26 protein-coding genes and 2 pseudogenes are annotated in these 25,210 nt (G+C 37.5%); 13 read left to right on the forward strand and 15 right to left on the reverse strand.

Annotation, left to right across the window (positions count from 1 at the left end; genetic code table 11):
- Positions 1-329 precede the first annotated feature (329 nt).
- On the reverse strand, positions 330-1,151 hold the full coding sequence (locus tag CXF79_RS09610; RefSeq protein ID WP_101154777.1) for an AraC family transcriptional regulator: 822 nt from the start codon (positions 1,149-1,151) through the stop codon (positions 330-332).
- Positions 1,152-1,286: 135 nt separating this feature from the next.
- Here CXF79_RS09610 and CXF79_RS09615 point away from each other — a divergent pair, with 135 nt between their 5' ends.
- From CXF79_RS09615 to CXF79_RS09630, 4 genes and pseudogenes are all read left to right on the forward strand, one after another.
- Positions 1,287-1,772, forward strand: a complete 486-nt coding sequence (locus CXF79_RS09615) for a YHS domain-containing (seleno)protein (protein WP_011044158.1) — start codon at positions 1,287-1,289, stop codon at positions 1,770-1,772.
- 24 nt (positions 1,773-1,796) lie between these two features.
- Positions 1,797-2,111 carry a thioredoxin family protein gene (locus CXF79_RS09620; RefSeq protein WP_011044157.1) on the forward strand — a complete coding sequence of 105 codons (315 nt, stop codon included), beginning with the start codon at positions 1,797-1,799 and terminating at the stop codon, positions 2,109-2,111.
- A gap of 93 nt (positions 2,112-2,204) precedes the next feature.
- Complete coding sequence (locus CXF79_RS09625) at positions 2,205-2,675, forward strand: DoxX family protein (RefSeq protein ID WP_011044156.1); 471 nt, start codon at positions 2,205-2,207, stop codon at positions 2,673-2,675.
- A gap of 67 nt (positions 2,676-2,742) precedes the next feature.
- Positions 2,743-3,486 (forward strand): annotated as a pseudogene (locus tag CXF79_RS09630) (alpha/beta hydrolase family protein); the annotation flags it as partial.
- Between the two features lie 8 nt (positions 3,487-3,494).
- Here CXF79_RS09630 and CXF79_RS09635 read toward each other — a convergent pair.
- The gene (locus tag CXF79_RS09635; protein WP_101154779.1) at positions 3,495-4,997 is read right to left on the reverse strand and encodes an aminotransferase-like domain-containing protein; all 1,503 of its coding nucleotides are present in this window, start codon (positions 4,995-4,997) and stop codon (positions 3,495-3,497) included.
- 234 nt (positions 4,998-5,231) lie between these two features.
- Between CXF79_RS09635 and CXF79_RS09640 the strand changes: the two genes are divergently transcribed.
- Entirely contained in the window at positions 5,232-6,134 is a 903-nt protein-coding gene (locus tag CXF79_RS09640; protein WP_011044152.1) for an EamA family transporter, read from the forward strand.
- Between the two features lie 134 nt (positions 6,135-6,268).
- Positions 6,269-7,462 carry an amino acid aminotransferase gene (locus tag CXF79_RS09645; protein WP_101154780.1) on the forward strand — a complete coding sequence of 398 codons (1,194 nt, stop codon included), beginning with the start codon at positions 6,269-6,271 and terminating at the stop codon, positions 7,460-7,462.
- 124 nt (positions 7,463-7,586) lie between these two features.
- On the opposite strand, the gene CXF79_RS09650 is transcribed toward CXF79_RS09645, so the two are convergent.
- The 5 genes from CXF79_RS09650 to CXF79_RS09665 form a co-directional block, all read right to left on the reverse strand.
- Entirely contained in the window at positions 7,587-7,994 is a 408-nt protein-coding gene (locus CXF79_RS09650) for a GFA family protein (protein WP_011044149.1), read from the reverse strand.
- 109 nt (positions 7,995-8,103) lie between these two features.
- A complete protein-coding gene (locus tag CXF79_RS09655) occupies positions 8,104-8,325 on the reverse strand; it encodes a VOC family protein (RefSeq protein ID WP_269801458.1) in 222 nt (73 codons plus the stop codon).
- A 50-nt stretch (positions 8,326-8,375) separates the two neighbouring features.
- Entirely contained in the window at positions 8,376-8,528 is a 153-nt protein-coding gene (locus CXF79_RS23370; RefSeq protein ID WP_157825863.1) for a hypothetical protein, read from the reverse strand.
- Between the two features lie 167 nt (positions 8,529-8,695).
- Positions 8,696-9,157, reverse strand: a complete 462-nt coding sequence (locus tag CXF79_RS09660) for a hypothetical protein (RefSeq protein WP_101154782.1) — start codon at positions 9,155-9,157, stop codon at positions 8,696-8,698.
- Between the two features lie 162 nt (positions 9,158-9,319).
- Positions 9,320-9,736 carry a hypothetical protein gene (locus CXF79_RS09665; RefSeq protein ID WP_011044146.1) on the reverse strand — a complete coding sequence of 139 codons (417 nt, stop codon included), beginning with the start codon at positions 9,734-9,736 and terminating at the stop codon, positions 9,320-9,322.
- A gap of 220 nt (positions 9,737-9,956) precedes the next feature.
- On the opposite strand from CXF79_RS09665, the gene CXF79_RS09670 reads away from it, so the two are divergent.
- Positions 9,957-10,550 carry a TetR/AcrR family transcriptional regulator gene (locus tag CXF79_RS09670; protein ID WP_011044145.1) on the forward strand — a complete coding sequence of 198 codons (594 nt, stop codon included), beginning with the start codon at positions 9,957-9,959 and terminating at the stop codon, positions 10,548-10,550.
- A gap of 174 nt (positions 10,551-10,724) precedes the next feature.
- Here the strand turns inward: CXF79_RS09670 and CXF79_RS09675 are convergent, their stop codons facing one another.
- The 3 genes from CXF79_RS09675 to CXF79_RS09685 all read right to left on the reverse strand — a co-directional run bounded on the left by CXF79_RS09675 (position 10,725) and on the right by CXF79_RS09685 (position 14,392).
- Positions 10,725-11,033 carry a putative signal transducing protein gene (locus tag CXF79_RS09675; protein WP_011044143.1) on the reverse strand — a complete coding sequence of 103 codons (309 nt, stop codon included), beginning with the start codon at positions 11,031-11,033 and terminating at the stop codon, positions 10,725-10,727.
- 424 nt (positions 11,034-11,457) lie between these two features.
- Positions 11,458-12,036, reverse strand: coding sequence for a class GN sortase (locus tag CXF79_RS09680; protein ID WP_101154783.1), 579 nt, complete (start codon positions 12,034-12,036; stop codon positions 11,458-11,460).
- Positions 12,020-14,392 carry a marine proteobacterial sortase target protein gene (locus CXF79_RS09685; protein ID WP_101154784.1) on the reverse strand — a complete coding sequence of 791 codons (2,373 nt, stop codon included), beginning with the start codon at positions 14,390-14,392 and terminating at the stop codon, positions 12,020-12,022. The genes CXF79_RS09680 and CXF79_RS09685 overlap by 17 nt, the downstream gene beginning before the upstream one ends.
- A gap of 617 nt (positions 14,393-15,009) precedes the next feature.
- On the opposite strand from CXF79_RS09685, the gene CXF79_RS09690 reads away from it, so the two are divergent.
- The 3 genes from CXF79_RS09690 (at position 15,010) to CXF79_RS09700 (ending at position 16,856) form a co-directional block, all read left to right on the forward strand.
- A complete protein-coding gene (locus CXF79_RS09690) occupies positions 15,010-15,432 on the forward strand; it encodes a hypothetical protein (RefSeq protein WP_101154785.1) in 423 nt (140 codons plus the stop codon).
- Positions 15,425-15,877, forward strand: a complete 453-nt coding sequence (locus tag CXF79_RS09695; RefSeq protein WP_101154786.1) for a hypothetical protein — start codon at positions 15,425-15,427, stop codon at positions 15,875-15,877. Before CXF79_RS09690 ends, CXF79_RS09695 begins: the two co-directional genes overlap by 8 nt.
- A 97-nt stretch (positions 15,878-15,974) precedes the next feature.
- The gene (locus CXF79_RS09700) at positions 15,975-16,856 is read left to right on the forward strand and encodes an HNH endonuclease (RefSeq protein WP_101154787.1); all 882 of its coding nucleotides are present in this window, start codon (positions 15,975-15,977) and stop codon (positions 16,854-16,856) included.
- Positions 16,857-16,993: 137 nt separating this feature from the next.
- On the opposite strand, the gene CXF79_RS09705 is transcribed toward CXF79_RS09700, so the two are convergent.
- Complete coding sequence (locus CXF79_RS09705; protein WP_101154005.1) at positions 16,994-17,617, reverse strand: tyrosine-type recombinase/integrase; 624 nt, start codon at positions 17,615-17,617, stop codon at positions 16,994-16,996.
- Between the two features lie 354 nt (positions 17,618-17,971).
- Here CXF79_RS09705 and CXF79_RS09710 point away from each other — a divergent pair, with 354 nt between their 5' ends.
- Both CXF79_RS09710 and CXF79_RS09715 read left to right on the forward strand, forming a co-directional pair.
- A complete protein-coding gene (locus CXF79_RS09710; protein WP_101154788.1) occupies positions 17,972-18,391 on the forward strand; it encodes a hypothetical protein in 420 nt (139 codons plus the stop codon).
- A 108-nt stretch (positions 18,392-18,499) separates the two neighbouring features.
- Positions 18,500-19,222, forward strand: coding sequence for an HNH endonuclease (locus CXF79_RS09715; protein WP_101154789.1), 723 nt, complete (start codon positions 18,500-18,502; stop codon positions 19,220-19,222).
- A 249-nt stretch (positions 19,223-19,471) separates the two neighbouring features.
- Here the strand turns inward: CXF79_RS09715 and CXF79_RS09720 are convergent.
- From CXF79_RS09720 to CXF79_RS09730, 3 genes and pseudogenes are all read right to left on the reverse strand, one after another.
- A pseudogene (locus tag CXF79_RS09720) lies at positions 19,472-19,762 on the reverse strand (DUF3427 domain-containing protein); the annotation flags it as partial.
- Between the two features lie 24 nt (positions 19,763-19,786).
- Positions 19,787-20,686: a histone deacetylase family protein gene (locus CXF79_RS09725; RefSeq protein ID WP_101154790.1), complete on the reverse strand. Its 900-nt coding sequence runs from the start codon at positions 20,684-20,686 to the stop codon at positions 19,787-19,789.
- Between the two features lie 298 nt (positions 20,687-20,984).
- The gene (locus CXF79_RS09730; RefSeq protein WP_101154791.1) at positions 20,985-22,814 is read right to left on the reverse strand and encodes an SLC13 family permease; all 1,830 of its coding nucleotides are present in this window, start codon (positions 22,812-22,814) and stop codon (positions 20,985-20,987) included.
- A gap of 349 nt (positions 22,815-23,163) precedes the next feature.
- On the opposite strand from CXF79_RS09730, the gene CXF79_RS09735 reads away from it, so the two are divergent.
- Positions 23,164-23,589 carry a MaoC family dehydratase gene (locus CXF79_RS09735; RefSeq protein ID WP_101154792.1) on the forward strand — a complete coding sequence of 142 codons (426 nt, stop codon included), beginning with the start codon at positions 23,164-23,166 and terminating at the stop codon, positions 23,587-23,589.
- A 72-nt stretch (positions 23,590-23,661) separates the two neighbouring features.
- Here CXF79_RS09735 and CXF79_RS09740 read toward each other — a convergent pair whose 3' ends face one another.
- On the reverse strand, positions 23,662-25,074 hold the full coding sequence (locus tag CXF79_RS09740) for an alpha-amylase family protein (protein WP_101154793.1): 1,413 nt from the start codon (positions 25,072-25,074) through the stop codon (positions 23,662-23,664).
- Between the last annotated feature and the right edge of the window lie 136 nt (positions 25,075-25,210).

Raw genomic sequence — 25,210 nt, forward strand, 5'->3', positions numbered from 1 at the left:
GTAAAATCAATAACGTCGCATGTAAGCCTTTTAAACTCGCCCTCTGGGAGCTTACTCTATGCCCACTAACATCGTTAAATTTATTTGATTTAGAATGACTAAACCGAAACAAATTTTCCTTGTTATTGAACATAGAGCAAAGCTCTGAGTTGGGAAGAAATTTAATCAAATTGGTATAAGTTCGCAATCGGTTTGACTGCGATAAAAGAACAATACCACTGTGCTACTGACAGCATGGTGTCAGTAGTCATTAGTTTTTTATTGAAAACGTAAAATTAAGGCTTTGGCTACGTTGATAAGGTTAAATCCATTCATATAGAAAAATCAAGCTAGCGCGTTTGTTCAACCCACTGTTTAGGCGAGATCCCCAGTTTTTTTCTAAATACTCTTGCTAGTGCTGATCCGTTCTCATAACCAACGGCATTGGCAACTAATGCCACAGGCTTATCTTTTTTTAATAAATCTTTAGCCACAATGATACGCCAATCAATTAAATAATCTCCTGGGCTTTGACCAACGGTACGTTTAAATATATCCGCAAATTTTGATCGTGACATTATGGCAAGTTCAGCCATTTCTTCTAATCCCCACGGTTGCTCTGGCGCTTTATGAATAGCGAGTAAAACAATAGACACCTGCGGATGAGCTAAACCAGCGAGTAAACCATGCTGCATAATATTGTTATCTAGTACATGACGAAGCACATGAATAAGAAATATATTGGTCAACGAATTAATCATGGGTAGCTGTCCAGATCGTTCGTGAAAGGCTTCTTCGAATAACCAGTCTGCAGTTTGTTTCAATCTTTCGTCGTCGCTAAGTTTAAATGACATCATCGAAGGCAGAGCATTAGCAATTGGATTAGAAGAACTTTCGTTATAAATGATGTTAGCGCACACCAGTTCAGGGGGATTATCTTCATTACCAATAATACGATGAGCATGAGGTGTTGGAAAAAATAACACGGTCGGTTCATTAACCAACCGAGATTTCCCCTCTTCATCAATCAGCGTTAACTCCCCACTGAGAAGTAAATGCAAGTGTCCTCGATTTGGCTCTTTATTAAAGTGACTAATACCACATAAGTTTCCGGTAAAGAAAACCTCTGTATTCATCGAAAAGCGTTGCAAGATGACTGAAAGTTGATCCATTTTATCTCTCTTTATGACTATTCTGGACGATTGGGTTCAAAGTTAGGGCTATGTCATTCCTTTTGGGTAATTGAAAGGCCTATATTATCAACCAAGGAAAACATCCTTATTAATAATTAAATACTGGAGCAAATAATGAAACTTTCAACCTTGATAAAATCCACTTTCGCAACTTCTGCCTTATTAGTTAGTAGTTTAAGTTTTGCAGCGAACATTGAAGTAAATGCAAATGGCAATGATTTAGCCATTAAAGGCTATGACACCGTATCTTATTTTACAAAAGGTAAACCAACGAAAGGTTCTGATAAATTTACAGCAGCTTATAACGGCGCAATTTACCAGTTTTCAACAGCGGATAATCGTGACCTTTTTCAATCTGAGCCAAGTAAATATGCACCACAGTACGGTGGTTTCTGTGCTTTTGGCGTAACGATGAATAAAAAATTCGATACTGACCCTACTGCTTGGCATATCCGTGGCGACAAATTATACCTAAACCTAAATAAAGACGTACAAAAGAAATGGGTAACTGACATTCCAGGTTACATCGAAACAGCTCAAATTAATTGGGTTGATATTAAAGGGTTAACCGAAGAGCAAATTGAAAAAGTTTACGACTAATATCTACTTAAATAAGGTTTTATTATGAAACAACTAACATCAGCAGACTCAATAGATGATCTATTATCTCAGCATCAATATTCACTGTTATATTTTACTGCTTCGTGGTGTGGGCCTTGTAAATCAATGTCACCCATAGTTGAAGACGTTTCTGGCTTGATGAATGGTCGATTTAACACGATTAAAATTGATATCGATAATATGGCAAATGTTGCTGCAGATTATGGTATACGCAGTGTACCAACGCTGATGTTAGTGAAAAATAATGAAATTATTGATCAGCGTGTTGGTGGGTTGCCACCACAACAAATGATGCAATGGTTAGATAAACTTGCCTAATTCTCATTTTAAATAATGCGGCACTGAATAATAAACTATTAGTCAGTGCAACATTAACCATCACTTAATTTTTACTTTTAAAGATAAATAACTATGCATACCTTAAAAAATTTATTGTTATCACTTAGCCACTTTTACCGTAATGTCGCAGGAAAAATAAGCCTGTTAGAGCCTGTTGCATTATTAGCTGCACGTTTTTATGTTGGTTGGGCGTTTTTCTCATCAGGCTTGACTAAATTAAGAGACTGGGAAAGTACGTTATTGTTATTTGAATATGAGTATCAAGTACCCGTATTACCGTTTGAGTTAGCCGCTTATTTAGGAACCGCCGCAGAAATTGTGTTGCCGTTGTTATTGATGGCAGGGTTAGCAAGTCGTTTTTCAGCCTTGGGTTTATTCTTTGTTAATATTGTTGCAGTAATAAGTTTGGAGGAGATTGCTCCTGTAGCGTATGCCGAACATGTCTTGTGGGGAGTATTATTAGCACAGGTTGTTATTTTTAATGGCGGACGTTTAGCGCTAGACCGTCTAGTTGAAATACAGCTCTTTAATGCCAAAAATTAACACCTCTTGTAGTTAATTTATATGTCTTTGTATAAGCAAGGTTAATAGTAAACTGAGGAATTAATTAATGAGAACGAAAGTTGAGTTTCCTAGCCAAGATCAATATCTAGCTGGTTTGTTAGAAACGCCAGAGCAAAAAATACGAGCCTATGTTTTGTTTGCTCATTGCTTTACCTGTGGTAAAGATGTGGCTGCAGCATCAAGAATTAGTCGATTTTTGGTGCAACATGGTTTTGCTGTGTTTCGATTTGACTTCACTGGCTTAGGGAATAGTGACGGTGATTTCGCTAATACTAATTTCTCATCTAATACTGAAGATTTAGTGTCAGCTGCATATTTTCTTGAACAGAATTATGAGGCACCTCAACTTTTAATAGGTCACAGTCTTGGCGGCGCGGCTGTTTTAGCAATGGCTTCACAACTTCCTAAAGTCAAAGGTGTAGTAACAATTGGTGCCCCGTATGAAGCAAGTCATGTCATACATAACTTTGATGCACACCTCGAAAAAATAGAGCAAAGTGGGTCGGCGAAGGTGAGTTTAGGCTCACGTGAATTTACAATTAAGAAACAATTTTTGGATGATTTACGTAACCAAACGACAGAACATATACAGCATCTTAATAAAGCTTTATTGGTATTACATTCACCGGTAGATTTAACTGTAGATATTTCAGATGCAGAGAAAATTTACAAGGCTGCAAAACACCCTAAAAGTTTCGTTAGCCTAGACACAGCGGATCACCTTTTATCAAAATCAATCGATAGTGAATATGTCGCTCAAACAATTTCAGGATGGGCGAGTCGCTATATTCCAGCACCTTAAATCCTATCTGAACTAGCCATTTTAACTAATTTCATCAACTTATCAATTTGGCTATCTACTTCTTCTCGAGTGTCTTTGTCATTACCCTCGGTTATCATAAACCCCGTGTTGACTCTAAAATAATCTTGATACAAATCACGGGTACTAAATTGCTCACCAATGCGTATATCAATATTATATTCAGTAGCTTGCTGAAGAAGTTTACGGCCATTTAAATTGGGCACTTGAATCCATAAAACAAAACCACCGGAAGGATCGCTGATCTTACTGGCAGCAGGTAAGTATTTTGTTAAGTAACGCTGATAACTCAATGTGTGTTGTTGTATCGCTACACGCAACTTTTTCAGGTGTTTTGCATAATCACCATTACTAATAAAATCAGCTAGGCCAAGTTGAACCGGAGAAGAGACCCCTTGATTACAATACTTACGCTTTTGTAAATATTGCTCGGTAAAACGACCCGGCCAGCACCAGCCTAGTCGATAACCTGCCGCAATTGTTTTTGACACTGAGCCACACCATAAAATATAGCCGTGTTTATCCCAATGTTTGGCAGGTAAGGGCATGACTTTACCGTGCGCTAATTCAATATAAACATCATCTTCTATAATCGGAATCTTGTTGGTTTGCGCAAGATTAACTAAGTGCTGCTTCTGTAATGCTGTCATAGAAATACCTTGAGGATTCATATGTGAAGTACAAAACAAGCCTGCTTTAATCTGATTACTCTTCATATGTTGTTCAAGTTGGACAAGATCAATGCCTTGCTCTGTTGACGGAATTTCAACAACTTTACGCCCAAGTGCGGCTAACATGTCTAATATTCCATTAAAACAAGGTGAACTGATGGCGACAGCATCGCCAATGTCAGTGCATATTTCTATTGCCGTTTGAATGGCATCCATACAGCCATTGGTGATTAACAGTTCATCACTGGGGATGTGAAAGTCATAACTCTTAAAGTGGCTACTCAGTGTATCTCTCAGTATTTTTTCTCCCTGAATATCGGGATAAAAACTAATATTACTACCTTGCCTTTTAAGTGCTCGACGAAAACTGTTTTGTAACTTATCTAGCGGGATAAAATCTGTAGAAATACGGGCAACGCCCAGCGGCCCCACTATGTCTTTATTCGCGGGTTGATATACCGAATGATTGGCAAAAGAAGTGTTTGAGCTATCCACTGCGCAAGCAGATGAACTGTCACCTTGATAATAAGACTTAACAACGGGGAGCTTTGGATCAGTCATGATACTTTTAAAAGCAACGAGTTCAGGTTTTTCATTAGCCATTCGCTGCCCGCAAACAAAATACCCTGATTGTGGTCTAGCAAGGATCCAACCTAAGGATTCAAGATACTGATAACAGTTAAGTGCCGTGGTCATGCTTATTGAATGCTGTTGTCGAAAATTTCTTAACGATGGCATGCGACTATTTTTTACCAGTTTTCCACTGCTGATATCGGCAATACACATTTCAGCAAGATCAATATATCTCATCTATTCGTTTACCTTTTGATATTAAAACGACAACTTTGCTGTTGTTGCTTATTACTTTCTAGCGTTGTGACCGTAAAACACAGCCACCATATAACAAAGTTTGAATTAACTGTACCCTTTTTTATTTTATAAATTGTATCTGTTCTCTTTTTTGCTTTCGTTAATAATAACTGCACTTGTAAGAAAACGAACTTAACCACTTGCCATTAAATCTGGCATTTAAAAGGATGAACAATGAACAATAGAGATCTACTACTCGGCATTTTTGTGATGATTATTTGGGGGCTTAACTTTTCGGTGATCAAACTTGGCGTCAGTGAAATAGACCCTTTGTTACTCACCGCATTACGTTTCAGTTTTGCCGTCATTCCTGCGGTATTCTTTGTTAAAAGACCACAGGTAAAATGGCGATATTTAATGGGCTACGGCCTCGTTTTTGCCATTGGTGTGTGGGGCATGGGTAGTTGGTCAATTCAGGCGGGGCTCTCTGCAGGTATGGCTTCAGTATTATTGCAGATGAATGTCGTTATTAGTTTATTAGTGGGCTACTTTGTACTTAAAGAAACCGTTGCTCCCATCAAAGTAGTTGGCAGCGTTGTTGCCATTTTAGGTTTGGCGTTAAGCGTATCGGTAACTGATGGTTCAGTGACAACGTTAGGTTTAGTCTTTATTTTAATAGCCGCTTTATCTTGGAGTATTACCAGTATTCTTGTTAAAAAAGCAGGGACCAAAGAGATTTTTGCCTTTAGTATTTGGGGTATGTTATTTGCGCCGTTACCTTTATTTGCACTCGCTTTTTTACGCGGTGGACCGGAGCAATTACAAACATTGAATTCACTCGCTAATGGCTCTGTTATTTTCTCTGTGTTATTTCAAGCCTACCCAGTTACGCTATTTGGCTATTGGGTTTGGAATCGCTTATTAGTGAAATACCCATTAAGCACAGTTGCGCCGTTAACCTTTTTGGTACCCATTTTTGGTTTATTAGGCAGTGCTATTTTTTACCAAGAGCAAATAGGGCTTGTCAAAGCACTCGCATGTTTATTAATTATTGTAGGGTTAATCATTGGCTTAATAAAAACGGAAAAGTTAAAAGCGTATTTACATCAACCTAAATCAGCGAAACAAGTGGTTTAGGATAAATGTTCAAATTAACGCGATATACAGACTAAGTAGTCGTTTAAAAAATAACAGCAGGTGATATAGTAGAGTCTTGATTTAAATGTATTAAATTACGTTATTTTTTATTTAATTAAAGTTGAAGAGCTCCCATGTTTGCCAATATTCCTTTACCTGCTTCTGACGAAATTATAGATTTGATGGCACGTTCATCTAAAGATGAACGACCTTTTAAAGTTGATTTAACCGTAGGTGTTTATAAAGATAGCAATGACAACACCTTGTTAATGAAAGCGGTGAAGGAAGCTGACCAACTACTCGCCAATGCAGGACGAAATAAAAGTTATGTTGGTTCAAAAGGCGATCTTGAGTATGTGCAATTACTCCAAGAGCTGGTGTTTGCAAACCAAACCGTTAAAGGTTATATCAGTGGCGTTCAAACGGCAGGGGGCAGTGGCGGCTTACGCGCCATTTTAGATTTAATTAAACTCGCAAACCCTACTGCCAAAATTTGGGTAAGTGACCCAACGTATGCCAATCATATTCCAACCATTATCGCCGCAGGTTTGGCTTATGAGGAATATCCTTTTATTGATCATAAAACCATGACGCTTGATGAAAGTGGCATGTTCGATACACTAGAAAAGTTAGGCGAAAATGATGTGGTGCTACTTCACGGCTCATGTCATAACCCGTCAGGATTACGTTTAACAGCGCAACACTGGCAGCAAATTGCTCAGCTATCAAAATCTACCAATTTCTTGCCGTTAATCGACACTGCGTATCAAGGCTTTGCCGACGGATTAAATGAAGATGCTGCGGGTTTACTTACTATGGCTAAGTCGGTTGAACGTTTGGCGCTTTGCGTGAGTTGTTCGAAAAATTTCGGTGTGTACAGTGATAGAGTCGGCGCTGCTTATATTCTAAGTCCAACACTAGAAGAAGCAAACAAAGCACAATCTCAACTCGCTATTATGAGTAAAACCACTTATTGGGTGCCACCTTCAAATGGCGCTGAAATTGTGAAGACTATTTTGAAAACACCAGCATTGAAAACAATGTGGTCAGATGAACTTTCACAGATAAATGGTAAAATTAAAGGGCTCAGAGAAAAGCTTTGCGCGGCATTTCGTCAACACTCAGGCGATAACTATTTTGACTATATTTTATCTCAAGAGGGCATGTTTGCTATGTTGCCCGCAACTGAAGAACAAATGGAAAGTTTGAGGACTGAATATGCCGTTTACGGTTTGAATAACGGACGAATTAATCTTGCCTCAATTCCTGAACAAGATATTGATTATCTTGTTGAAAGCATTTTAGCTGTCACACAAGTGAGTGAATAAGTAAGTCATCTTAAGGATGTTGATTGCAGAAGCACAAGACGATGGCATGAGTAGCTTTGTTGAATGTACTCTATACCATTGCTTCATCGTTTTGTGGTTTGTTAATAATATTCAATTCGGGTAACTATTCAGGGAAACCACTGAACCCTTTAGCGTTTAAGCCAGGCTTAAGCCAACATGCTTCTTCTGATGTAAACATATTAGCTTGTGGTTTTAAATCAGGCAGCTCATTAAGTGAGCCTGCAGGTATAATTAATGTTGTTTTATTTTTGTTTATAAAAGGAAGCGCAGAGCCACAGAGGGAACAGAACGATTTTGAAAATCCTCTAGTAGGGTGATCATACACGGTAACGTTGCGCTTACCTTTAAGCCATTCAATATTTGTAGGAGCAGTCAAAATGTTCGACGTAAATGCCGAGCCTGATAGTTGCTGACACTGCTTACAGTGACATTGATAAAATGCCTTAAATTCATCTTTGACAGAAAATTGTACTGCACCGCAGAGACATCCGCCTGTTAATGTTAGTTTCATAATATCCTTACCTCATGATTTATCATTGTAAGTGGAAAGTTTTCCATCTTTTGTCACCGTACTTTTGTCGCCCTATATTATGGATTATTCCCTGCTCAATACTAGGTGATTAGCGATCTATTAATTCAATTTTGTAGCCATCTGGGTCTTCTACAAACGCGATTACTTCATCGCTACCTGCCAGAGGGCCGGCCTCACGGACAATGTTACCGCCTAATAGCGCTATTTGAATACATGCGCTGTAACAATCGTCGACGCCAATTGCAATATGACAAAAGGCATTACCCAACTCATATTTATTAACGCCATAGTTATACCCGTGACCATTCAAAATGCATGTTTCAGTGGGAGAATAAAACGATTTAATTGACGCGCCTCAAACTAGATTTTCTCAAGCGCTCTGAATCGAGCATTTTGAATGATTACGGGTATATAGGTTAACTCTAATACACACGTTTCAGACTCTTTTGCATAACCTAAAAAGGTTAAAGAAAAACCTTGCCCAGGTTGTTCGAAAGTTCTGAGTACGTTCATACCTAATATTTTGGTATAAAACTCGATTTATTTTTCAAGGTTAGATACTCTTAGCATCGTATGAAGTATTCGATTCATCGTGGAAATCTCCAGTTAATTGTCGAAAAAAAATCACCACTAGCCCGTACTAATTGATAAAGGCTAGTGCTCGCGATTTTTTTTGTGATCTACAATTTACAAATTTCACCACTGTAACGTACTAGTCCTTCCATATTATTCAAATCGACTAAGCCGTAACTTTTGAAATTACCCTCATAGCCTTTGAACGTGCCGGTCGTAGATTCTTTCTCAATGGAGTAATTAATTTCAATCATAAAATTACCCATTTTACCTGGTACAGCGGTTAACTCTGCATGATCTACCGTGTGAAATGAGCCTCCAGTATTGTTTAAAAAGTAGTGGTTCAAATCCATTTCTAAGCCACTTTTGGTTTCTCTTTGAGCAGTAATTGTGCCACTTGCCGCACTAACACTGCCAATTAATGCCGCCGTAATTCTCACCGAACCATCAGCTTGAGGTGAGAATGTTGGCATTGCCATACCCCCAATTGGCGTACATATTTTTTGACCCGCAAAGGAACTCGTTGAAATGATGATAAATAAACTTGCCGCTACTATTTTTTTAAACATAAATTTCTCTTTTTTAACGTTAAATTTGTATGGATAACAACAAAGACACCTAAGGTTCACAGTGTTTGTCGATGTTTTTTACAATGATTCTGTCCACTTCCTGTTGAGACTATAAATGAGTGAACAAAGAATATTACTGACCAAAATCACTTGGAAAACCTGTTATCCCATTGAAATTTCTGCACCAATTTCTTCATTGGTCATCGCGATGCCATTGAAATTCCATGAGCCATCTACCGTATGAATAACATTCGAGTAAATATGTTCTATCGGTTGTTTTCCGCCAGATAAAGCCCTGATTATTTCGGTTGCATCAGCAAAATGCGCCAATTGAATGTCTCTTGAAGCAAAAGCAAATGAAGGTACCTTCCATTCCATCCAAACGCCTGAGAATTCTTCACCACCCGAAAAAGTCGAATTTTTAGGCAGTACTGAAACATGTGCCGTTATATTAGGTGTCATCACCGTATTACCTAAAAGACCGTGATGTTTAAGCATTGAATGAGTGATTTTTTCAACCGCTTCCTTTTCAGAACCAGCAGGGATAACGCCTTCAGTAAGAGTTAGAGTTAATGGCATAGTATTCTCCAATAATTATTAAGTTAATTGTTAGTGATTAATCGATGTTGCTTTTAGGCAACGTCAGTTTTAATCATTAAATATAGTGATCGTTATATTTTGTAATTGAGGTCATATTATATAGTGATCGTTATATTGTCAACGAGAAATATAACGATTGCTATATTTTTATTTGGAACACAGTTATAATGTAAATATTCTCAGGGGTTCGGATATTTACATGACGAAAGTAAGCAAAAAAGAAGAAACAAGAAAACGTATTATCAACGCAGCGAGTCAAGCTTTTCGAAGCAATGGTTATGCGGGTATTGGTGTTGATGGTATAGCTAAAGAGGCAGGCGTTACTTCGGGTGCCTTTTATGCCCACTTAGGCTCAAAAGAAGGTGCATTTGAAGTGGCATTGTCGGTAGGTCTTGATGAGGTGATTACTGCTATCCCTGAGTTTCAACGTCAACATGGAAAACAATGGCTCGTGGCTTTTTCAGATTATTATCTAAGTCAATCACATCGGGAAAACCTTTCATGTGGCTGCGCAATGACAACCCTTTCACCCGAAGTTGTTCGTACTAAGCCTCAATTACAAAGTCTCTATGAAGAAAAAATGAAAGAAATAGTTGCGCTTGTGGCTCAAGGAATTGAGGGTGATTCGAAAGAGGAGTGCATAGCTAAGGGATGGGCATTATTAGGTGTTTTAATTGGAGGACTTACTACAGCCAGAGCGGTAGCGTCTATTAAAACTGCAGATCAAATTGCAACTTCTATCAAAAGTGCAGTAATTAATATTGCGGGGAATATTAAAGAATCTACAACTTAACGTCGATAAAACAATTGCTTTAGAGCTAAAATATTTATCAACTAGTACCTATCAAAAAGTTAACTTTTATTGGCAGCCGAAATTGCCATTACTTATTATTAGGCATGCCTATGCAGTGCTTTTACTTTGCCCTCAAAGTATTCCATTAAGCTGTTTAAGTTAAAGCGTTTGGCATTATGACGCTTTTTCAGTTTGGCACTGCCAACAAGAATCAAAAGAAGCATCATTTTGCTCTTGGCACTGCTGACAAAACCAATCGTGTTCTCCTTGCTGTTTTAATGCCTGCGCTAAAATTGTTTCCGCTTTCTCTTCATCAATATCATTAATTATCCATAACTCTACCCAGGTATCTATAGGCGCTAATACACCTGCAGCGCCAGAGGCAAACTCATTTTTCAAAGTGACTTCTATATTGTGATTTTCAAGAATGTTTTTAGCGTTATTTACTAAAAATTGATTTTCATTACTGTAAATTAATTTCATAGGCACTGCTCTTTGTTAATGAAAGTAAAGGTTATATTAATAATAGAACCTTTGGGAGGAAAAATAATTTCTTTTGTTGGCTAAGCATTTTACTCAAGAAGCGATTAATCACGTCATTTTCATTTAGGAGTTAATCAATAAGACATCTGCACTCAGGTGTTAGTTAATAGCGTCATCTTACTCAGGAGTGAATTAATATCGTCATCTTCGAAGTCTCTAGTCGAAGATCCATTGTCTCTTGGTTACTAGGTTAGTCTTATTACAATGAAGTAAGTTCATTTTTAGTGTAATAAAGTGCGGTTTGATAATTATTTAAACTATGATTTATATAGATTTTATTTCACTATTCATCGACAAGGAACAATGATTAGTAGATTGTCTTTGTGTCAGAACAGAACTATAGAAATACCCCGGCAAAATGCATTCAAAGCAATCTTGCTGTTATCACATACCTTTCATTACTATTACTGCCAGCAACATTACCTATATTACGAGTATTAGTAAAAGGGTAGCAAGTGATTAGAATTAGCTGCGAATCATCTGCCAAAATGGGGAGCTCGCCTGTTGATGCATCGACAATATCAATGGCTTCAACTTGGTAAAGCTGGCTTTGACCATGTTTGTCAGCCAGTGAAATTATATCGTTCATAACTACCTCGTCTAAAAATGAAAAGTGACTATCTCTATGTCCGGCAACAACAAAAGGTTGAGCGCTTCTGACTTGATTAAAAGGAGCAATAGCACCGGCTGAAAAAGCTAATGTGGTTGGATCACCGCCGTTAAGCACAACTACATGCTTGTTTAAACGTTCAAATGAAAGCTCTGCAATGGGATAAGTATCTGCCCACGGCCAAGGTTTAGTCTTTTGTTTCAAATCGATTGTCTGATGCCAGCTGTAACTTATTAATTGCTCAGAGAGCCAGCCTTTAATTGGCAGCCAGCTCGCATGAAGACAAAGCAAGCTGCCAGTAACAAGTAGCAACTTCTTAATGAGGTTTTTCATTACGACTCACCAACTTAAAACGTGTATTAGCCAGCCAAGTATTAGCCAGCATAATATTGTTCAACCAAGCTAAGTTTCTAATCTTCATAAATACTAAGCTAAGCAACATTAGCGCTATGCCTACCAAAAACTGTAATTGCCAATCTAGGGCTGTTTGAGGCATAGCTACCAGTAAACTCTCATGAGCTGGTATCGCATTGTTTTTAGATTTTTTGATAGATGACAAGTCATTTTTTACGAGCAAAGACGAAACTTCTGGCTGCTTTTCTACCGCAATAAAACTGGTGTAAGGCGATATTATTTGATGATTGAGCGAAGTGGCAATAACCTGCGATTTTACCTTGTCTTTATTTGCTCCAACAATAAGGCTATCGACTAAACTCTCTATTTTACGCCGTGCCCAAAGTGATGAAATACCTTTCGATGGCTGGCGATCATCAATGATTAATTGCTGGTAGAAAGGTGTTGAGACTGTTTCAGCGGTTAATTGAACACTGCTGATAGGGAACTGAGATTTAAGGGCTATTTGCAACGGCTCACCAAAATATAAATCAGGGATCTTTTTAGGATAAACCTCAACTTGCTGGTGAATTTGGTTATCAAGCGTTAAGGTAATATTAGTGAGTGCGGGTTGGCTTATTTTTGTCATGAAGTGGCTCATTTTTCGCTGCACTTCACTTTTATTTTGAATCAACACATAACTTCCTCGACCAAATTGAGCCGCTTTTTTCATAAAGTAACCATTGGGTGCTGCGCCTATTCCTACGGTATATAGACGAAAATTCCCCTGAGCGGTGTTAAGTAATTGCATAAGCTCAAATTCATTAGCGACAGCGCCGTCAGTAATAAAAACTATTTGGCGAATTGCTTTTGCAGACTGCGTTTTATCTTTTTTCATCATTAACGCGTTGCTTAATGGTCGGTACATTTCAGTGCCACCATTTGCACTTAAGCCATCAATGAATTGTTGTGCTTTTGAGATATTGTGTGCTGTGGCCATGTGAGTGACAGGGAACAGTAATTCGGTATCATTATCGAACGCGATAATATTGAAACTGTCTTTATTGTTAAGTTGTAATAGGGCGAGTTGCAGACTCGCTTTTGCTTGCTCCATCGAGCCAGTTTGCATTGAGCCTGAGGTATCAATGATAAAAATGATATCTCTTGCTATCACTTGCGCTACGGCTGTTTCAGGCGGGAAAAAAGTCAATAAAGTATAAAACTCACCTGAAATTTCTTGGGTAAAACTACTGACTTGAGGTTGATTACTCGCAATTAATTGCCAAGTTAAATCGAACGTTTTGTTAGATATCACCTGGGTTTTATCTAAAGTAATAAAGTAAGCATTTTGCTCACTGTTTAACTTACTGCTTAAGTCACGTGATTGTATTTTATGGCTATCACTGACAATAGACGTGATGGGAATACCTGAGTTTAATACAATGTTTATTGATGATTGGCTACGAGCAACTGATCGAACATGCGTGGTTGTTGAACGTGTAGTTGATATTTTAAATGGCTCGGGTAACGATTTTGTTGAAATGTTAGCTGAAACGTTAGTTAAGTCGTGAGTGAAATTGCTTGGTGAGCGTTCAGATGAGTATTCAGGTGAGTGCCCAGACGATTCATTAAACGAGTTTGACGTTGATCTTGGTTGATACCTATCGGTTAGTGCAAGGGGTAGTCGTAAATTGAATTTCCCCTGAGAGAACGAGACAGGCATGATAAATTTTAACGTAACAACAACGGTTGACTGCGCAGGAATATTCGCTATTTTGTTGGTAAATAAATTCGGTCGCTGTTGCTCGACTAAGCTTGCTTTTCGTCCTTGTTTTTTGGCTTTTTGGTAAATAACTTTTGCTGCTTTTTTTTCCATTATTTCGCCAAGTATTTCTACATTACCCATTTCTATCTTTAACTGTTTAACGGCTGAGTTTTCAGGTAATGGAAACTGATACTTTCCCGCTAACGCAATATTGTAAGGGTTAATAAAGGTTTGCTTTATTTCTGCATAAGCAACTAAACCATTAATTTCAATGTTGGCTTTGATACCAACAGGGAAGGTTGCACGCATGGCTGAGTTTAGACTCTGACTTTTATTTGGATTCTGATTTTGATTAGGATTCTCAAAAAGTAATTGCGGACCATGAATAAGGGCATTGCCTCGCTTTATCTGTTCCTTAGAATCAAGTTGGCTACTTTGTGCAAAAGGCATTAAAACCAAGGCAAGAGAGATGATAAGTAATAACAAAAGTGAAATTTTTAACCATTTATAGCGTCGTTTTTTACGCTGTTGTTGGCAATAATACGAATTTTTATAATCGATAAGTTGTAGGTTTTTTTTAGAAGTAAACATCGCTTGCTCTTGTCTTTAATTGATACAGAGTATTAAAGCAAAGTAATGAGTGTTACTAGTGTCAACTTAAGGGCAAAGTACTGTCGAAATGTGGCGAAAAGATGGCAAGTGCAGTGTAAATACTGCGGCCGTTGTTGCAAATGTCATTGAAGCCGTCATTCCCGCGTTGTCTTGGCGGGAATCCATGGGGTTGGAGTTTAGTCGCTAATTTATATAGCGTAGCAGTACCTTTCAACGTCACTTGAAGTGAAACATCATGGCATGCCCGCTGGCCGAATAACGATTTATGAAACACGAATTAGAAAAATGTAGCAGATAAGGGAGTGGTAAATGTTTAAATTTACTCTTGTCTTCCTTATTCCTTAATTAGATGTCTCTTTGGTGCGCTAAGCGGAAGTTAGTTTCAAGTATATTTGGAATATATTATCTAATGCGTCCCTGTGTCATATTACTGATGACTCTCAGTAATATCAAAACCCTAAGAAAAGCTAAATATTATTGGTTTATAAACTACTGAAAATATGAGATATTAACATGAATTATATAAGGAGATTGGGATGGTCATTAGTGAGAAGTTTTCATAATAAGCTGATAGCGTTACAAGGATTGATTTATGTATGAGTAGCCAGGAATTAAAAAACAAAAATCTCGATGAATCCCTTCATCTCAAAGTAGATATCAGAACAGAAGCTACGATCAGTTCTACCCAAGAAGACTTCCCTTTATGTGAAGCTGACTTTATTCGTTTGAAAAATGGTAAAGCTAAAGGCTTAGATATAGCTATTACATTTTTTCTAACCTCTCTAGGTAGTTTAATTTTATTTGGAGCTAAATACTTAGCTAGTATTCTTGATAATAAGCTTTTTGTTTATGAGTCATGGGAATGGATAGCTCCATTAATTGCTGCTGTAATCTCAATTGTCATCTATATTTCTTCCACAATTATTCCCAACGATAGAAAACGAGTTTGGAGTGCAATAGAAGCACACTTTAAGAAAGCTCCAAGAATTAGACATATAAAAGGAGCGAACCATGACTGATATGGTTGATGTACCAACAGAATACAAACCCTTTAAGAAATTAATTATTTGTTCAAATACATTAGAAAATGTAAAAATTCCTGTATCTGTTTCTGGAGATATTCCTTTCTTAGTTGGTTATGGGAAAACAGCTAGAGTATGGGTGAACATGTTATCTCAAAAAGAGTCAGGTATTACAAAAGCATTAGTTCGAGATAATTTAACTCTGCACAACCAAATACAAGTTAAAGCAAAAAATAATGTAACCACTGTAACGGTTAATAAAGAAGTTCTCTTAGAAGTCATTAAGCGGAGTGAGGATGAAGCCGAAATAACTAAGCTTAATTTAAGAATGATAGGAATAGATATCTACGGTGACCAAAATAGCTTTAACGTTGGTACTCAAGTAATGAGTGGAAATAGCTTTTCGAATGTAGACTGCATGATTGGTGTTGAAACTTATTGAAGTTCTAATAAGCCGTTAAAAAGTTCCATTGTCGCTTTTTAAACCAACTATTTTATTACTGTTAACATGGCGTTATACGCTTTAAAGGAACTCTGTGATGGTTGCTAATAAACGAAAGTCTATTCCTGCTAAAGTTAAATCGATCTTAAGAGAAGAGGTTGGCTTCGGTTGTCCTGTAAAAAATTGTGGAAATCCATATCTAGAGTACCATCATTTTGATCCACCAGTTAACATCAGAGCACATAACGAACCAGAAGGAATGATTGCACTTTGTGCCCAACACCATAAAAAAGCAGATGGTGACGTTTATACAACTGAACAGCTTCATGAACTAAAAAAAGATAAAGTTAACGCGAGTATAGTAAAAGGTAACCTTGATTGGTTGCGCCAAGATCTCTTAGCAGTCATCGGTGGAGTTTTTTATTACGAAACACCAATTCCTGTATTAATTGATAACCAAGAAGTCATTTCCATAAAGCGTGATAACGATGGTTATTTAAGGCTAAGTGTAAATATGTTAAGTGTTCAAGCTGAAGAGCGCTTAATTATAGATGCTAATTCTTGGGAAAATATTGGATACCCAATTGACCTTCGGAGTCCTCCACAAGGTAAAGAGTTAGAGGTCAATTATGTTAATGGGGATATGCTTTATTTGCGGTTTTTTGTAATTAACTCAGCAGCAGAAGCTAGCAAAAAATATAATACCAATGTTTTTGAGACCAATAAAGATATTAACTTTCCTATCACAGTCGTTGAAATTAATATGTCAATTGGTGGAACTACTATTAACTTTTCACCTTCTGACACGTCATTTGCAAGTAACACTATCAAGGGCGGCTTAATAAGTAGGTGTGGCGTAGGTTTATCATTAGCTAATACTGGTGTTAATTGGCTTCAAAACCCTAAGTGGAAACTTCAATCAAGATTTGAAGTAATTGATAATTCTAATGTTATTAATGTAAAGTTTGGATCCAAATAAAAGCCTATAAGTTACACTAATGGACGCTAAATAAGGCGTTATCGATACAAAAGCTAATCTAACCTGTCCAATTATCAGTAATAGCTAACGTCTGCAAGGTGGCAGGAAGCGTCCATGCTTCTTGTGTTATTTGTGATTTAAATATCGATAGTTTCTGACAGTTCAAGTGCGTCATCGACTTCTATACCAAGGTAGCGAACGGTACTTTCTAGTTTTGTATGACCAAGCAGAATCTGAACGGCTCTCAGGTTCTTGGTTTTTTTGTAAATCAAGGTTGCTTTAGTACGCCTCATTGAGTGAGTACCGTAGGATGTTATATCCAAGCCAATACTAGCGATCCACTTTTTGACTATTCTTGCGTATTGCCTAGTCGTTAAATGGAAACCATCTTTTACTCTACTTCCGAATAAATAATCACTGGAACGAAGTGATCTAAATGAGATCCATTTTTGTAAAGCTGCCCTCGTTTTTTTGGTTATTTCAAATTGAACAGGAGTTCCTGTCTTTTGTTGAATTAGCATTGCTCGTGATTGAATATTTTTCCCATGCGCAATATCCGACACTTTGAGTTTAATAAAGTCACATGCTCTTAATTTACAATCGAGGGCTAAATTAAACATTGTTAATTCACGAAGGTTATCTGCCAAATCAAGCCTGGTTCTAATAGACCAAACTTCCTCAAGTTTAAGGGGAAGTTTTTGACCAACAAGCTTTCCTTTATTCCAACTAGGTTTTGGGGTGTAAGGGATTATGTTGTACATAATAGTGCTCCTTTGATTAAAGGGACTATAAGTATGGCTCAGTGCTAATGTTCACGGTTGTGCGCATTATAGACGTTAGCATTTAATTATTTGCCATATATTTTCTAATGAATATTTTATGTCATGTTACTGAGAAGTCTTAGTAATAACCTAAAAACACCCATCTAACATCCTAATCTATTGATTTTATGGGGAATAGTCTCAAATTCTATATTAGATAAAAATAAAATATTTATTGTTTATAAAGCTTTGAAATTATGGGATATTAATACGAATTAATTAAAGCTTATGGGATGGATATTGCTGAGAAGTCTCCATAATAAGCTGTTATATGGCAATAAATATTGAGAAAGTATGACTAGAATATCAAATGAAGAGTTAAGAGCTATCGATACAAGTTTAGGTGAAATCAATAGTGATATTATCGACGTGATGGGCTCTGTTATGACTATAAAACCAAATATATTGAAAGCTATACGTTGTACTAAATTAAAATCTTATAATGATGAAAGGCTAAGAATAAGAAACCTTTTAAATAAGATTGATACAAAGCTTCATGGATTCATCAAAATTTATGACGGTTCCAATGCAATGGATCTTCTTGCTAATCAATTAACAGTAATATTCTCGGTTAGAAATGCAGTGTTCGTAAGCTTAAGCGAGGTAGATAAAATAGTGTCAGACATTGAAAATAAATCTGTATTTCAATTTAATACAGCAATAGCACTTTTAGCTATTGTAATTGCTAGCGTCAGTCTGAGCGTAGCCATATAACAAGCAAATCAATCAGGACAAAAAACAGTTGGTTTTGCTCCTGCGTCGCTTATTTTAACCAACTATTTTTTGCCCATTATTTGGGCGTTAAGTTACTAAGGAGTTGTCGTGGCAGGAAGCAAAAAATTTCGTAATAAAATCTGTGTTTATTGTCGAAAAAATAACTCGACTACAGCTGACCATGTATTTCCAAGGAAACTATTCCAAACGCATGAAAGGGATAACCTTCCGAAAGTTCCTTCATGCACCGAGTGCAATAATGCTAAATCGAAACTTGAACATTATATAACTGCTACCCTCCCATTTGGTGCAACTCACGATAATGCCAAAACAGCGCTTTCTGTTGATGTAAGTAAAAGACTATCTAAAAATCAAAAATTGCACAGAGAGCTTGAAAATTCTTATAGTCGTAAACAAATACCTGATTCACAACTTGGAACGAGAAGTGCTCTTACTATTTCATTAGACTTTAAAAAGTTAGATGAACTTTGTGCATATATTGCAATAGGGCTTATGTGGCATCACTGGGAGAAATTGTTACCACTAAATTGCTCACATAAGGCTTTTACTCCATCTGGGTATGGCCTCGAAATTATTGACGGGTTATTTAACACAGCATCACAGAACAGGGTCAATAAAATTTTAGGTGATAATACGGTTAGGTACAAAGGTATGCTGAGCGATATTGATAAAGGAATGTCAGTTTGGGCAATTCAATTGCTCGGAGGAATTACTATCGCAGATAACAATTTTAGTAATGTATTTGAAAATAGCTTTGTAGCAGTAATAACCGGATCAGCGACGACTTTAGAAATGATAGAATTGGTGTAATAGTAACTTAACAAGAATTTAAAGTGGGACTGCTAGCAGTTTGCTCGGTTTCGCTTCGCTACACATTTTAGCAAACAATTATCAGCCCCTTAAATGGGTGTTATCGATACAAAATCTAATCTAGACGCATCAATTCAGGTTCCCGCATAATGTCGGCTTTGTGGCAAAAGTGAATGTTTTAAATACTAATATAATCGGTCTATTCTCAGGATTTTTTATAAGTGCTCCATAATAATGGAAACTTAATAATCAGCCTACCGCCAACTTAGCCGTCTCATGCCACAAATATGCTGGCATGGGATGTTTAAGTTTCCATGTGATATTCATTGGCTGACTGCCTTCATATTTGACAAAATCGCCAGGGCCAAAGTTAACAAAACCCATCGTTCTGCCGTTTTCATCTTTGCCTTGTTCACGCACGAATAGCAGGAAGGTCTTAGTGGTTTCCTGTTGAGTAATATAACCTAAACCTCGGCCAGAATTTGGACTCGCGTTGTTTTGTGTTTACCAATGAAATAGGGTCGGGCTAATGGCATAATCCAAGTCTTCATATAGTCGAATACCCTATATAATAACACCAGCAGCAACAAAAAGTTGTAGGTGTACATTAACTAACGCTTCAATATCTCTTTGGTAACCACCACCGATGACCGCAGCGATTGGTATACCTTTAAGCTTACAGTAATCAAAAACTAGCTTGTCACGCGCTAAAACACCTTGAGTAGAAATATCAAGATGACCAAGATCGTCATTGCAATGAATATCTACTCCCGCATCGTAAATTACTGCATCAGGCTTAAAGCTAGAAAAGGCTTTATTCAAAGCATTATCTATTGTCTCCAAATACAGACTGTCTGTTGTTCCTTTCGGCAATGCAAAATCTAAATTTGAAACTTGTTTACGGTGTGGGAAATTTTTTTCACCATGAATTGAAACCGTAAAAACATTCTGATTATTTGATGCTAACTTTGCTGTTCCGTCACCTTGATGTACATCAGCATCAAATATTAGTACCTTGCTGATATTATCATTTTGTAACATGGTTAATGCGGCTAAATATAAATCGTTAATCATGCAAAACCCAGAGCCAAAATTAGCAAAAGCATGATGATAACCACCCGTTAAATTTAGTGATTTTCCATGTTGTAAGGCTAATTGTGCGGTCAATATAGTGCCACCAACAGCTGTTAGTGTTCGTTCAATCAATTGTTGAGACCAAGGGAAACCTATCCTTCTCATCGCTTTAGGATCTAATTGATTATTAATCAACTGATGTATATAGGTGGGATCATAAACGGTTTTAACATTATCGGGATTAACAGGTGTTGGTTTTTTAAACCAATTATTAGGAACTCCATTTGCGACAAGTGCATTTCGTATTCCAACATATTTTTCTATTGGAAATCGATGTCTAATGGGTAATTCAAGTTGGCTATAAATAGGGTGAAATACTAGTGGTGTCATAATTTAACATGCTTATGTAGTTGGCTCAGGAGTTCATTAATTTCGTCATCTTCGAAGTGTCTAGTCGAAGATCCATTGTCTGGCGTTTTGGATTCCCGACAAGACATCTCGGGAATGACGGTATTTTCTCTTTCTTGATTGATCTACATAGGCATGTAATTTAATTTATAGAAGATTTAAAAAGCTATAATGATAATAACTTAAATATCGAGCATTTAACCTTATTTTCGATATCTATCACATTTTATCTTAAATACAGGTATCCATTTCCTTCGCAGATGCTTTTTGAAGATGACATTTATAAATAGAGCCAATTTAAAAGGAAGGAAAGTGTTACCCACATGAGTAAAATCAACGGAATACCCACACGCATAAAATCAGAAAACTGATAACCACCAGCATTCATCACCAATAAATTAGTTTTATATGCCATTGGTGTTGCGTAACTTAAGTTGGCACCAAATAGAACGGCTAAAATAAATGGCTCGGGTGAAAGGTTAAGTTGACTAGCAACAGAAATAGCAATGGGAGTGCCAATAACCGCAGCCGCATTGTTAGAAACGATATTGGTTAATATGGCTAATAACAGCATTAAAGCCGATAAAATTCCTCCCGGAGGCAGTCCATACGATAAAGCGACAAAAACCTGTGCTATATATTCAGCGCCTCCTGTTGTCATCATCGCGGAGCCTAAAGCCAGTGACGCGGCAACAATTAATATAACTTGAGTACTTAAGGCTGATGCGGCTTCTTCCCAATTTAAACATTTAGTGAGTAATAATATGAGTACACCGCATACTGAACTAATCTCAATAGGCAAAATCCCCAATGCTGAAGATAAAACGACGGCGAGTAATGTGCCTAATGCCACCGGCGCTTTGCTCGTTTGAGGTAACGATTCAGCGCCATCTATTATTAACATGCCTTGTTTAGCTTTTAATAAATCAATTTGCTCTGTTTCTCCTTGTACGAGTAATACATCACCAATCTTCAAACGCGTATTTCCAATGCTATTTCGCCCCGTTTCCATTGCTTTACCGGCTCTATGTAATGCAACTACTGAAATAGCATATTTGCGAATGAAATTTGCTTGTTGTAAGGTTTTTCCTTCAATACCAGAGCCCGCAATGATGACAATCTCTGCTAAGGTTTGTTTGTCAGCATTTAATGGATGTTCTTCATCAACTTTATGCAGCCCAGAAAATAAGGTTGCGCCTAACACTGTCTCGAATTCTTTAAGGCGATCAGGGTAATCGTGAACCTTCAATCGATCACCAGTAACAAGTACCGTATCAGGTAAAGGTATGATATTTCGATAGTCTGGACCGCGTTGAATACATTCTATTTTGAGCTGTCCATCGGTCAATTTAATTATTTCGGCAATGGTTTTATCGTTAACATCACTTTCTTCGTTTATATTAAGATAAGCACTAAATAATCGAGGAGACGTATCAGGCATTGATGGTGTTCTATTCGGTAAAAGTTTAGGCGCAATTAGCCATAAATAAAGTACAGCTACCACAGAGGCAATAAGTGCTGGCTGAATAAAGTCAAATAATCCAAATTCAACTGCCCCCATATTTTTTGCAATACTCACGACTAATAAATTAGTTGAGGTGCCTATTGTGGTGGTCATTCCACCCACCAAGGTTGCTAATCCCATTGGGAGTAACATGGGGGATGAGTCTGTTTGAGTGCGTAAAGATACGTTGATTAAAATAGGCAGTAATAGCACAACAACGGGTGTGTTGTTTATAAAGGCACTTAACCCTCCACCAAGAATAAGTGTTAACAATAATGACAAGCTAGGGCTTATTTTCCATAACTTAGCCAAATATCGACCAATAGGCTCCAAAGCCCCTGTACTGACAATACCATGACCAATAATCATTAATGAGCAAACGGTAACTAAGGCCTCATGGCCAAAACCAAAAAACAATGAGCTTGGTTCGAAATGGTTGCCATCGACATAAAATGGAAACAGTGCAAACAGTAAACACAGTATTGTTATAACAGCCAACGAAGAGGTTTCTAAAGGGGTATCTTCTCGGCGAAATAAATACAACGCAAATACGGTAATCAATAAAACGGCTAATGCGTGGTTATTGGGTAGGTCTGGAATACTCAAAAGGGATACCAAGTTGATTAAATTATTTAGCCTATACGGTCAGTAATTATACCCGTTACCAATCAAGTGGAGCGGGTATAGAAGCCAGTATAGACCCAAAATCTATTTAACATACAGACTCTTGTTTTAATAATAGATAATTTGTGAATAACTAAGCAATACAATAAGCATGAACGCTTAGTTAAAATTAACCTACCTATGCGCTTGGCTCAGGTTGATTTTACCTGTGATACAAAAATAACTATTCGTAGTTTATAATACTATGAAATTATGGGATATTGCTGATAAGAGACCATACTAAGCTATTATCGCTTTATCTATGGTCATCGTATGAATTAAAGGAGCTAATTTGTCTTTTACAATTGAGCAGTTACATCTAGGTCAAAAAGATCATTTCGAAAAAACCTTCTCCAATTCCGATGTGATGTTATTTGCGGAAATTTCAGGAGATAGGAATCCCGTACATATTAATGACATTGCAGCGAAAAATAGTGTCTTTGGGCAACGTGTTGTTCATGGCGCGTTTGTATTAAGTACTATTTCGGCATTGTTAGGGGAAAAGCTGCCAGGTGAAGGCACGATATATCTGGGGCAAGAAAGTAAATTTATAGCGCCAGTTTTTATCGGTGATACGGTAATAGCAACCTGTGAAGTGGTTGAACTGATCAAAGAAAAAAACATTGTTAAATTACATTGCACCTTAGTTAATCAAGATGGCAATGTGGTCGCTGAAGGGAAGGCAACCGTGATGCCGCCTAAATTTCAGCATTCATAAAATGCCTGAAATGACAAACGCTACCTTAATGTAAATAGTAGCGTTTGTGATAGAGCAAATGTGTTTTGGGGCTTATTCCATTAACCACATTCTCGCTTTACGCCCTGGTAAGTAAAACTTATGCCATTGGCTATTAATGTTTTGTACATCAACACCTTCAACTACATCACGGTAATTTTTATTCCACCATAAATTGTGTTCTGCGGTATTAACCCACACATCTTGGCCGTTATCACACTTGTTAATACCCACCACACCAATGTGGTCACGTTTGAATAAAATAATACAGTCGTTAAAGCTCATCACTTGCATACCATGGCCTTGCGCGGTGTTATGAAACTTCACCATGCCAGCAACGTCTGAACGTTTGTATAAATCTAACCAACGGTTGTTGTCGTTACTTTCGTTATGATCTGAGTACATCATCGGCGTACCGCCATCACGGCCCATTATGTAGGCGTTGGCTAACACTTCATCGGTGGCATTCAATATTTGATACCTAAAACCTTCATTGGTTGGAATATCATGGGTTATTGAAAAGGTTACCGCTTTATCAGGTGTTAATGCTTGTCCATAGGCTGCTGGGTCAACAAGTTGATTCATTGAACCACCAAAACCAAGGGCACCACGCAGTGAGGCAAATAATGGGAAGTCATAAGCACTATGGCCAGTGTCATTTAAATAAGGCGCTAAGAATGCGTCGTAGCTATTGTCGCCGGCGCCGCCAGAGGTAATGATTTCACCAAAAACATGTACGCCATTTTTGATGTCGTTATTAAAGACCGCATTAATGTGATAGTTGCTCATGTGTTTTGCTGCATCAACACGAAAACCAGTAACACCGATAGTTTTTAACGCTTTTAAGTAAGCTTGTTGCTGAGATACTACCCAGTTATTCGGGTCTAAATCAGGTAATCCAACATCGCCATTGCCACCACAAAGTCGCCAATATTGTACATGGCCTGGGTTGCCCCAGTCTGTAATACAGCCTGCGGGATGAAAGTCATTTGCGCCATAGCTACCCGTTTGTAAATCGCCGAATAACTTAATTGAATTGTAATAAGTGCTATCAGCTGCATAGGTAGCGAGTACTGCTGTGCCTGGATAGTTTAAATCTGAGCGCTGAGATGATTCATTCGCCATATGGTTGAATACGATGTCGGCGTAGGTTTCAACTCCTTTAGCTTTTAGGGCATTAACCATATCTTTAAAGTCGTTGGTATCGCCTAAAGGGCTATGAATAACTCTGAAGTCTTGTGGCTGATAACGAGCCCACCACTGATCGCCTGAAGATTTATATGCTGGCGAAACAAGGACTTTTTTGTAGCCTAAATCAGCAATCTCTTGCGCTTTGGTCGCAACGTCATCATAGGTCCAATTAAAAGCGTGCAGTATGGTATCAGCGTACGAACCTTGACTGAATAATAGTGAACTGGCGATGATTGATGCTTGGGTAAATTTATTCAATAGGGGGGTAGTTTTCATGCATTCCTCGTTTATATTATTTTTATTGTTGTAAACTTTTAGGGCTGAAAGTTACTACTGATTAAGCAACTAAATTGAGCGTAAATTAAGAGAAGATAGTTATCAATCCCCCTACATACGTATTCATAAGAGAATT

The sequence above is a fragment of the Colwellia sp. Bg11-28 genome (genome assembly GCF_002836245.1).
Classification (GTDB): Bacteria; Pseudomonadota; Gammaproteobacteria; order Enterobacterales; family Alteromonadaceae; genus Colwellia; species Colwellia psychrerythraea_A.